Origin of the sequence: Streptomyces anatolicus, assembly GCF_019400875.1 — a bacterium.
Lineage (GTDB): Bacteria > Actinomycetota > Actinomycetes > Streptomycetales > Streptomycetaceae > Streptomyces > Streptomyces anatolicus.
Map to the genome: position 1 here is coordinate 1 of NZ_WMBF01000227.1, position 9890 is coordinate 9890.

Genomic DNA, 9890 nt, shown 5'->3' on the forward strand with positions numbered 1-9890 from the left:
CGCCGGAGCCCCGAGCCTGCCCCTCCGGCCACGTCCCCGTTGGCCCTTTCGGGTTGCACTGCCCCCCGGTCAATGATCATTTAGTAGGCATCGCCGCCCCGCCCCACTACGCTGCGCCCATGAGCATGCTCACTCCCCCCGGCATGGGCGGCAAGTACCGCATCACGGGGGACAAATACCCACGCATGCGCCGCACCGGCGGCCGCCGCAGGCTCGTGCTCGCGGTCATCGCCTCCGCCGCCGCCGTGGGCCTCATCGGCTGGGGCACGCTGCAGCTCATCCACGTCTTCTCCGGCGGCGACAAGGCCTCGGCCGCGGCACCCGCCGCCCCGGAGTGCGACCGCAAGCGGGACAAGCCCCACAAACCGGGCCCCGACCCCAAGGTGAAGCCCAGACCGCTGCCCAAGCCCGGCCAGATCACCGTCAACGTCTTCAACGCCACGCCCCGCGGCGGCCTCGCCAAGAACACCGCCGACGAGCTGAAGAAGCGCGGCTTCGCCATCGGCGAGGTCGGCAACGCGCCGGAGCGGTTCGACAAGAAGGTCAAGGGCACCGGGATACTGCTCGGCACCAAGGCGGCCGCCGACACCGCCCTGCCCGTACTCGGCACGCAGCTCGTGGGCGCCGAGCACAAGACGGACTCCCGCAAGGGCGGCGAGGTCGACCTGATCCTCGGCACGCAGTTCAAGGATCTGGCCAAAAAAGAGGACGCCGACAAGGCCCTGGCGGAACTCACCAAGCCCAAGCCGACGCCCACGCCGTCCAACGGCGGAAAGACCTGCTGACCGCCGCCGCCGCTACTTCGCCGCTACTCCGCCGTCCCGTACATCCGGTCCCCCGCGTCGCCGAGCCCGGGCACGATGTAGCCCTGCTCGTTGAGCCGCTCGTCGACCGAGGCCGTCACGACCGTCACCGGCGTGCCCGCCAGCTCGCGCTCCATGACCTCGACGCCCTCGGGGGCGGCGAGCAGCACCACGGCGGTCACATCGTCGGCGCCGCGCTTGATCAGCTCCCGGATCGCCGCGACGAGCGTGCCGCCCGTGGCCAGCATCGGGTCGAGGACGTACACCTGGCGCCCGGAAAGGTCCTCGGGCATGCGCGTCGCGTACGTGGAGGCCTCCAGGGTCTCCTCGTTGCGGATCATGCCCAGGAAGCCCACCTCGGCGGTGGGGAGCAGCCGCACCATGCCGTCGAGCATGCCGAGGCCGGCGCGCAGGATCGGCACGACCAGCGGACGGGGGTACGACAGCTTGACGCCCGTCGTCCTCGTCACGGGGGTGTCGATGTCGACCTGCTCGGTGCGCACGTCCCGGGTGGCCTCGTACGCGAGCAGGGTGACCAGCTCGTCGGCGAGACGCCGGAAGGTCGGGGAGTCGGTGCGCTTGTCGCGCAGCGTGGTGAGTTTGTGCGCCACCAGCGGGTGGTCGACGACGTGGATCCGCATGGCATCAACAGTAACCGGGCGCCGCCCCGGCGCCGCGCTGGCATCAACACGTCCGACCGGGGGAAGGTGGGGACGTACGAAGCGAGGTGGTGTGGCCCATGGGGGAACGCAAACCGGACGACGAGACCGACGCCGAGCGCCGCAGGCGCCGCGCCCAGTTCCTGCGGGAGCGCGCCGAGGCCATCGAGCTGCGGGACCGCGTGAAGCCGCGCCGCGCCCGGGCGGCACGGATGCGTCAGCAGATGCGCATGCGTACGTTCCGCTGGTGACCGCCCCGGCGTCCGGCGGGCCCCGCGGGGGCACCGGATGAACGCGACGCGGACACAGCGGCCCGAAGACCTCTCCTGACGGCGCGGTTTCTGCCACGATTCCGAATGGGCGGGGCTCGACACAGCACTCCCCGCTCCCCGACCTCGCCGGGGGGACCCCAAACCGCCAACCGGCACTGCCTATGACCAGTGGGAGAGTCACGGTGTACTTCGCCGCACTGCTCGCGCGCACCGAAGACGGGTGGGAAGCGAGCGACACGGAGCTCGACGATGTGGAGACCCTGGCGGATCTGGCCGATCTGGCCCGTGAAGCCACGGCCGACTACGACGACGACACAGTGCTCGTCTTCATCGAACAAGAAGAGGCGTGGTTCGGCGTCGTCCGCGTGGACGGCGAGGAAGACCCTCGTATCTACGTCTCGGACGCCGCCGCCGCAGCCCGCAGCTCGTACGGGGAGATCCTGCTCACCGACGAGATGCTCGGCCGCGACCCGGGGGCCGACGACACGGTCGCCGACCTCGACGCCCTCGATCTCGACGGTACGGAGGACGGAGAACCGGAGGACTCCGTCGACGAAGAGGTGGACGGGCCCGCCGAGCCCGGCGACGCGGTGCCCGCGGGCCCGCTCGGCGACCCGGCGATCCTCGTCGACCTCGGCGTCCCGCAGAAGGACCTGCTCGGGCTCGAGCCCGGCGACGCCCTCAACTCGATCGCCGACATCCTCGGCGCGGCGGAGGTGCTAGAAGCGGTCCGCTAGGTTCCAGGTGTGGATCACCTCACCCCATACGACCCCGTACGCGACCGCTGGCGGGCGCCCATGCGGCTGGCTCTGGCCGAGGCCGGGCTGGCAGGCAGGGGCGGTGACGTACCCGTCGGCGCCGTCGTGCTGTCCCCGGACGGCACGACGGTGCTCGGCGCGGGGCACAACGAACGCGAGCTGACCGGCGACCCCACCGCGCACGCGGAGGTCCTCGCCCTGCGCAGGGCCGCGGCCGAGCTGGGGCAGTGGCGGCTGACCGGCTGCACGCTCGTCGTGACGCTGGAGCCCTGCACGATGTGCGCGGGCGCGCTCGTGCAGTCCCGCGTCGACCGGGTCGTCTACGGCGCGCGGGACGACAAGGCCGGAGCGGTGGGCTCCCTCTGGGACGTCGTACGCGACCGGAGGCTCAACCACCGCCCCGAGGTCGTCCCCGGAGTCCTCGCGGAGGAGTGCGCCACCCCGCTGACGGACTTCTTCCGGAACCGGTGATACAGAGAGCCCGCCGAACGGATTTCAGAACACGGGCCACCTTGGGCTAGAGTTCATCTCGGTAGCGTGTCCGAGCGGCCGAAGGAGCTCGCCTCGAAAGCGAGTGAAGGGTAACCCCCTTCCGTGGGTTCAAATCCCACCGCTACCGCTTCTCAACACCCCCCTGATCGCGGAAACGTGTATCAGGGGGGTTTTGCGTGCACGCATGGGCGCCCCTCATGCGTGGAGGGAACCCGCGTCTGTCAGTTGCGAACTGGAGGCGAGACCCAACCGGACATGAGCAGATCAGCAAGCTCCGCGCGGTACACGTCGAGTGCCGCCACGAGTTCGGTGTGCGCCTGTCGCTGCTCGTCGAGAGTGCTCAGCATCAGTCCGATCTCGCGCCTTTCCTCCACCGGTGGCAGCAGAACGGGCAGCTCGTGCAGTTCCTTGGCGGAGACGGACTGTACGGCGGTCCCCCTGGCCCGCTGATTGATCCAGCGCTGCGCGTCGGGACGTGCCAGGAACCCGAGAAGATAGGCGGAGTGCGAGGGTTCGTGGGGGCGGAGCCGCACAAGATGGGTGCCGAACAGCCAGCCCTCTTCCGCTTCCGTGACCAGGGCACAGCGGCCCACCGTGCCCGTACGCGTCATCACCAAGTCGCCGGCTCGCAGCGTGTACCGCTTCAGCGACTCCGCCTCACGCTCGGGAACCCGGGTTGTCCCGTCATGCCGGATGCGCTGTCCACGTACGTCTGCGGGACGAACCATGGGGACCCCCTGCTCCCCGCCGCTCAAACTGTCCCGCCGCTGCCCACCTGGGCCGACCATGACCTCCGCGAGATCGCCGAGCCGCTCCTGGCGCCAGTCGGACAGAGCGCTCGGCCGGGAATTGCCGACCGCGGTCCGAGCCCAGTTCTGCCTCCACGCGGTCCTGAACCGCTCCAGGCGGTCATCCAGAGTCCGCAACCGTTCCGCGGCGGACTCCAGCCGGGCCGCGCGGGTGGCCAGGACATGCTCGGGGACGTCAGGGTTCGCGAGCGTGTGCTGCGAAACGGTCAAGGAGCGGGGGGTGAGCAGGTAGTCATGGCTCCGGAGTTCCTCAAAGCTGAGGGCTCTGCTGGGCACCGAAACAGCTCCGGGCTGAGCGGACTCTCTACGCTCCGTCCCGTGCTTCCAAGCGGTGTAGGCGTCGACCATCGCGTCCGTCTCGTCCTCGGACAACTCACGCAAGGCCCGGCCAGTCATGCTGCCCAACTCCGAGCCGTCGACGAAGAGGACTTCCTCGCGCCGAGCTTCCGCACCCGTCAGAATCCAGATATCGACCGGGATCCCTGTGCTGGCGAACAACTGCGACGGCAGCGCCACCACGCATTCCACAACGCCGTCCTGGATCATCGCGCCACGGATCTGTCCCGCCCGGCCACCGGAGAACCCGGCGCCCTGCGGCATGACCACGGCCGCCTTCCCGCCGGGGGCCAGTTGGTCCACCACGTGCTGGAGCCACGCGAAGTCGCCGCGTGAGCCAGGTGAGGCATAACGCCAGGTCCTCTGCTCCTGTTCCGGGGCAGGCAGTTTCTGGCCGAAAGGCGGGTTGGTCACGATCCAGTCGGCCGCGCCCGGCCATGGGGAGGCGCCCGTTGGACTCTCCGTCTCCATGCCCAGATGGAACTCAGCCCCCCGCACTCCGTGCAGAGACAGGTTCATGGTGGCGAGCCGCAGGGCGGCCTCGCTCGGGGTCGTACCCGTGACACGCGGGCTCACCTGGGAGTCGGGCAGTTCGGCCAGTACGGCCGCGAGCGCCTCCCCCGCACGGCAGAAGGGATCGTGGATACGACTCACCCTGGTCCTGGAGGCAACCAGCAGGCGCGCCATCGTGCGCGCCACGGACTTCGGTGTGAAGAACTCACTTCCCGCGCGCTGGCCGAATTCGTTCCGGTACCGGTCCACCAGCAGGTCGAATACCGCCGCGCACTCCGGTCGGGTCCTCGGCCCCTGTCGGCCGAACACCTCCGCTAGGGCGGCGAGCTGCTCGCGGTTTCCGATGTCGCGGTTGAGTGCGGCACGCAGAGCGGTGCGCAGGAGCGGGACAGAAGCGCGGGCTCCGGGAACATCCCCCCATACGTGGACCAGCGCGAGCAGGAGCAGCATGTGCTCGTCGGCGCGCAACTCTCCGCGGAATCGGTCCACTTCCGTCGTCAGCCTACGGACGAACTCCCGCGCGCTGAAGTCTCCGCCTCCCAGTGCCCCTCGGAAGCGATCCCCGAAGGTCGTACCCGCCAGCTCTTCGTCACGTCGCACATTCGCGGGCACCGTACGCCGGTCCAGCCAGGCCGCTACCTCGTCCGCCCGGAAGACATCGGTGCCCGTCGGGCTGGAGGACGACTCCGGCTCGGGAAAGTCGCCGTGCCGCCGCTCCCAGTTGGTCACAGCAGGACGTCTCACTCCCGCGAGCCGCGCGATGTCAGCACGGGTCACCAGAAGAAGCCCCAGGTCCGTCACGAGTTCCTCCTCCAGATCAAACGGTAGGCCACGCCGCGGTCACCCACCTCAGGTCAGGACCGCGTCGAAAGTCGTGACCAGCGCGGCGGCGAGGCTCAGGACCGCGACGAATGCGAAAGCGGCACGTCCTAGTGCCGTCGGGTAAGTGGCGCCGTCCAGCCGAGCGAGTTTGCCCGCGCCGGCAGCGGCCAGCAACGCGAGAACGAGCACCAGGGCAACGGCGTTCAGGACTACGGCGAGGCTGGGCACGGCAAGGCTCCCTGGCTTGGTATTGAGGCGGCGTCACGACCGTAGCGAACAGATCGACCGGACACAAGCGCAGTGCGATGCGTACATTTTTGTTAAGGGGCGCGACGCCCGCTCGTGAAACAGACGGACCCCATAGAGGTGAAGTAGTAACATGTAGTACATGGAGACCACGGCTCGGGAGTTCAACCAGAAGTCGTCACATATCCTCGCCGCCGCGGCACGGGGCGAGACCATCACCGTGACCAAGAACGGCGTCGCGGTCGCACGCGTGGTGCCCATCACCGACGACGTTCCGCCCTACCCCATCGACCCCATGGGGGCGATAGACCTTCCCGATCTCAGCCTTCCCGATCTCACCGATGAGGAGATCGAGGACACGCTGAAGGGGATGGGCACGCAAGCGTGATCGCCATTGCCGACACCAACGCCCTGTACCGCCTCCTCGACCCACGTCTTACCGGGCATGAAGCCCACAAAGAAGCACTGGCCTCGATCAGTCATCTGGTGATCTCACCCATGGTGCTGGCGGAGCTGGACTACCTGGTCTCGGAACGGGTCGGAGCGCGCAAAGCCCTGACCGCGGCACGGTTCATCGAGCGTTATGTGGCCACCCGACGGTTCGAGGTGCCGGCAGTCGCCGCTCATCTGAGCACGGCCATCGCCGTCGCCGAGGGTTACGCCGACGCGGACGGAGGCAAGGGCATCGGCATGACCGATGCCATGAACGTTGCCCTGGCCGCCGCGTACGGGACCGAGGTGCTGTTCACCACCGACCGCCACTTCCGCATGGTCCGGCCGCTCACGGGGCACAAAGCGTTCCGACTGCTGCCCGACGATCTTTAGGACTCCTGGCGCACCGGGGCGTACTCGCCTTCACTCGTACGCGCCTTCACCCGTGCACACCCGGCCGACGTGCGGAGAGCCCCGGCGCCATGAAGGCGCCGGGGGCTCTCTTCCGTCAGGACGGGGGAAGCGGCATCGGGGGGACAAGCCGCTTCCCCCGGTGAGGACCAGCCCTCAAGTCGGCGCCGCCGTCGGGGGGAAGCGGACGGCGCGGACCCCGCAGTGGGGCCAGTCCCTTGCCCGGGGATTCCTGCCAGATCCGCCGGGCTCACCCTCCATGCTGCGCCCCGCGGCAGCCGGGCAGGGCGGGCAAAGGGCCTCTGCCGTCGGGCCGTTGGTCCTTAAAAGCCTGGTGAGTACGGGGCGGGTTAGACTCACGGCGGTCACAGGGGTCACACGGGGCGTGGGTAAGGGGAGGCCGGATCGTGGCGGTGCAGTGGAAGAAGCTCGGCCTCTTCGTCGTGGTCGTCTTCGCGCTCTACGTGATCATCACCGACCCCGCCAAGGCCGCCGACTACGTGCAGATAGGGTTCGAAGGTGTTTCGAGCGCCGCTCAGAGCATCGGCGACTTCATGACGTGGGTCGCCAACGGAGGCAAGGACTGAGCGGCCGCCGACGCCGTCAGGCCTCAGCCCTCTCCAAGGAGTGTCCGTGATCCGCCATCTGGTCCTCTTCAAGCTCAACGACGGTGTACGGCGCGACGAGCCGCGCGTGGTCGAGGGCGTCAAGGCCTTCCGCGCCCTCGGCGAGCAGATCCCGGAGCTGACCTTCTGGGAGTGCGACTGGAACATCACCGACCGCCCCATCGCCTACGACTTCGCCATCAACTCGGCGGTCGAGGACACCGATGCGCTGAAGCGGTACCTCGAGCACCCGGCCCACCAGGCGGGCGTCGCGCTGTGGCGGGAGTTCGCCACGTGGGTGATCGCCGATTACGAGTTCTGAGCCGCCCGCCCCGGGGGCTCCCGGAACGGCCCCGCACCGCGATGGTGCGGGGCCGTTCCGCGTCTCGTACCCCAACTTGCCCCTCAACACGTAGTTATCAGGTGCTTGCACACAGTGCACATGTCTTGTGATGCTATGACCGCTTTTGACGGATGAGTTGACCGAGGTCGATCGGTGGAATAGCTGAGGTCGATCGAGCTTGACGTCACTTGAACGTCGCTTGACTGGGCTCGACTGGGCTTGACTGAGAAGGGGTGGCGTTGACCGTGCCGGCCAGTACTGCGCCTGAGGCTCCACCCGCTAATACGGCTCCGCCCACGAACACGGCCCCGCCCGCGAATCCGGCCACGCCCGCGCAGACGACCCCACCTGCCGGTACGACCCCGCCCGCCAAGCCCGCCCCGAGCGCCGGCAGCACCCGCGGTGCCGACACCCGGGCCCTCACACAGGTCCTCTTCGGCCAGCTCAAGGAGCTGGAGCCGGGCAGCCCCGAGCACGGCCGGGTGCGCGGCGCCCTCATCGAGGCCAACCTCCCGCTCGTGCGGTACGCGGCCGCCCGCTTCCGCAGCCGCAACGAGCCGATGGAGGACGTCGTCCAGGTCGGCACCATCGGGCTCATCAACGCCATCGACCGGTTCGACCCGGACCGCGGGGTGCAGTTCCCCACCTTCGCGATGCCGACCGTCGTCGGCGAGATCAAGCGGTACTTCCGCGACAACGTGCGTACGGTCCACGTCCCGCGCCGGCTGCACGAGCTGTGGGTGCAGGTGACCGGGGCGACCGAGGACCTCACCACCGCCTTCGGGCGCTCCCCGACGACCGCGGAGATCGCCGAGCGGCTGCGCATCACCGAGGAGGAGGTGCTCGCGTGCATCGAGGCCGGGCGCTCGTACCACGCGACATCCCTCGAAGCCGCCCAGGAGGGCGACGGGCTGCCCGGACTGCTCGACCGGCTCGGCTACGAGGACCCCGCACTCGACGGCGTCGAGCACCGCGATCTCGTACGCCATCTCCTCGTCCAACTGCCCGAGCGCGAACAGCGGATCCTGCTGCTCCGTTACTACAGCAATCTGACGCAGTCACAGATCAGCGCCGAACTGGGCGTTTCCCAGATGCATGTGTCGAGACTGCTCGCCAGGAGCTTCGCGCGGCTTCGATCCGCAAATCGGATCGAGGCGTAACCGTATCGAGTGGAGTCCTGTCGGGACTCTTGCCGACGGAACCGCCTGCCCAATCGGCCCAGACCCCCTCTTTCCTGCACGGATGTCACCCTTGTTTGTCGACAAGTAACTACAGCGTGTTGCCGACATGTGACATTCTGCTGGAACCGCGTTTGCCGTAGCCCCACCTCCGGTATTCAGGTGGAGGCTGCGTTCCTCCGACGGGAGCGCCCGCCGCGACCGTCCGCGACCTCAAGGGGGTGGCATGTCCGCAGACCAGGGCAGCTCTAAGGTGCTCACGCTCACGCTCACCAAGAGCCCGAGCGAATCCGCGCCCGACGCGCTTCAGAGCGCACCCGACGCTCCTCAGGGCGCACCCGACGCTCTCCAGAGCGCGTCGGCTCCGGAAGCCATCGACACCAGGACCCTGTCCCGCTCCCTGTTCCTGCGGCTCGCCGCGCTCGACCAGGACAGCCCCGAGCGTGTCTACGTACGCGACACGCTCATCGAGCTCAACCTCCCCCTCGTGCGGTACGCGGCGGCCCGCTTCCGCAGCCGCAACGAACCGATGGAGGACATCGTCCAGGTCGGCACGATCGGCCTGATCAAGGCGATCGACCGTTTCGACTGCGAACGGGGCGTGGAGTTCCCGACGTTCGCGATGCCGACGGTCGTCGGTGAGATCAAGCGCTTCTTCCGCGACACCAGTTGGTCGGTGCGGGTGCCGCGCCGCCTCCAGGAGCTGCGGCTCGCGCTGACGAAGACCAGCGACGAGCTGGCCCAGCGGCTCGACCGCTCCCCGACCGTGCCCGAACTCGCCGTGGCGCTCGGGGTTTCCGAGGAGGACGTCGTCGACGGCCTCGCGGTGGGCAACGCCTACACCGCCTCCTCGCTCGACTCCCCCGCCCCCGAGGACGACGGCGGCGAGGGCTCCCTCGCGGACCGGCTCGGGTACGAGGACACGGCCCTCGAGGGTGTCGAGTACCGCGAGTCGCTCAAGCCGCTGCTCGCCAAGTTGCCGCCGCGTGAGCGTCGCATCATCATGCTGCGCTTCTTCGCGAACATGACGCAGTCGCAGATCGGCGAGGAGGTCGGCATCTCCCAGATGCATGTGTCCCGCCTTCTCACGCGGACGCTGGCGCAGCTGCGGGATGGCCTCATCTCGGACTGACCTGTTCCCTCAACTTCCGCTCCGCGGACGTGAGGTGGCGGCATGGAGGGGATGCCGCCGTCCCCCGCGACCCCCAGCC

Annotated in this window: 13 protein-coding genes and 1 tRNA gene; 11 read left to right on the top strand and 3 right to left on the bottom strand. The window is 68.8% G+C overall.

The window, feature by feature from the left end; all coding sequences use genetic code 11:
• Positions 1-119 precede the first annotated feature (119 nt).
• On the top strand, positions 120-785 hold the full coding sequence (locus GKQ77_RS19880) for a LytR C-terminal domain-containing protein (protein ID WP_219690272.1): 666 nt from the start codon (positions 120-122) through the stop codon (positions 783-785).
• A gap of 23 nt (positions 786-808) precedes the next feature.
• On the opposite strand, the gene upp is transcribed toward GKQ77_RS19880, so the two are convergent.
• Entirely contained in the window at positions 809-1444 is a 636-nt protein-coding gene (gene upp, locus GKQ77_RS19885; protein WP_125513831.1) for a uracil phosphoribosyltransferase, read from the bottom strand.
• 98 nt (positions 1445-1542) lie between these two features.
• Between upp and GKQ77_RS19890 the strand changes: the two genes are divergently transcribed.
• The 4 genes from GKQ77_RS19890 (at position 1543) to GKQ77_RS19905 (ending at position 3111) form a co-directional block, all read left to right on the top strand.
• On the top strand, positions 1543-1713 hold the full coding sequence (locus GKQ77_RS19890) for a hypothetical protein (RefSeq protein WP_219690273.1): 171 nt from the start codon (positions 1543-1545) through the stop codon (positions 1711-1713).
• 203 nt (positions 1714-1916) lie between these two features.
• Positions 1917-2471, top strand: coding sequence for a tRNA adenosine deaminase-associated protein (locus tag GKQ77_RS19895; protein ID WP_308117721.1), 555 nt, complete (start codon positions 1917-1919; stop codon positions 2469-2471).
• A gap of 60 nt (positions 2472-2531) precedes the next feature.
• Positions 2532-2963: a tRNA adenosine(34) deaminase TadA gene (gene tadA / locus GKQ77_RS19900; RefSeq protein WP_219690281.1), complete on the top strand. Its 432-nt coding sequence runs from the start codon at positions 2532-2534 to the stop codon at positions 2961-2963.
• Between the two features lie 60 nt (positions 2964-3023).
• A tRNA-Ser gene (locus GKQ77_RS19905) sits at positions 3024-3111 on the top strand.
• 94 nt (positions 3112-3205) lie between these two features.
• Here GKQ77_RS19905 and GKQ77_RS19910 read toward each other — a convergent pair.
• Positions 3206-5443 (bottom strand): N-6 DNA methylase, encoded by a 2238-nt coding sequence (locus tag GKQ77_RS19910; RefSeq protein ID WP_219690275.1) that lies wholly within the window; start codon positions 5441-5443, stop codon positions 3206-3208.
• A gap of 48 nt (positions 5444-5491) precedes the next feature.
• Positions 5492-5692 (bottom strand): hypothetical protein, encoded by a 201-nt coding sequence (locus GKQ77_RS19915; protein ID WP_219690276.1) that lies wholly within the window; start codon positions 5690-5692, stop codon positions 5492-5494.
• Between the two features lie 160 nt (positions 5693-5852).
• Here GKQ77_RS19915 and GKQ77_RS19920 point away from each other — a divergent pair, with 160 nt between their 5' ends.
• From GKQ77_RS19920 to GKQ77_RS19945, 6 genes are all read left to right on the top strand, one after another.
• On the top strand, positions 5853-6098 hold the full coding sequence (locus GKQ77_RS19920; RefSeq protein WP_219690277.1) for a type II toxin-antitoxin system Phd/YefM family antitoxin: 246 nt from the start codon (positions 5853-5855) through the stop codon (positions 6096-6098).
• The gene (locus tag GKQ77_RS19925; RefSeq protein ID WP_219690278.1) at positions 6095-6535 is read left to right on the top strand and encodes a PIN domain-containing protein; all 441 of its coding nucleotides are present in this window, start codon (positions 6095-6097) and stop codon (positions 6533-6535) included. Before GKQ77_RS19920 ends, GKQ77_RS19925 begins: the two co-directional genes overlap by 4 nt.
• 425 nt (positions 6536-6960) lie before the next feature.
• Positions 6961-7140 carry a hypothetical protein gene (locus GKQ77_RS19930; protein WP_125513834.1) on the top strand — a complete coding sequence of 60 codons (180 nt, stop codon included), beginning with the start codon at positions 6961-6963 and terminating at the stop codon, positions 7138-7140.
• Between the two features lie 46 nt (positions 7141-7186).
• Positions 7187-7480, top strand: a complete 294-nt coding sequence (locus GKQ77_RS19935; RefSeq protein WP_219690279.1) for a Dabb family protein — start codon at positions 7187-7189, stop codon at positions 7478-7480.
• 266 nt (positions 7481-7746) lie between these two features.
• Complete coding sequence (locus tag GKQ77_RS19940; RefSeq protein WP_308117722.1) at positions 7747-8661, top strand: RNA polymerase sigma factor SigF; 915 nt, start codon at positions 7747-7749, stop codon at positions 8659-8661.
• A 244-nt stretch (positions 8662-8905) separates the two neighbouring features.
• Positions 8906-9811 (top strand): RNA polymerase sigma factor SigF, encoded by a 906-nt coding sequence (locus GKQ77_RS19945; RefSeq protein ID WP_125513837.1) that lies wholly within the window; start codon positions 8906-8908, stop codon positions 9809-9811.
• The last annotated feature ends 79 nt before the right edge of the window (positions 9812-9890 follow it).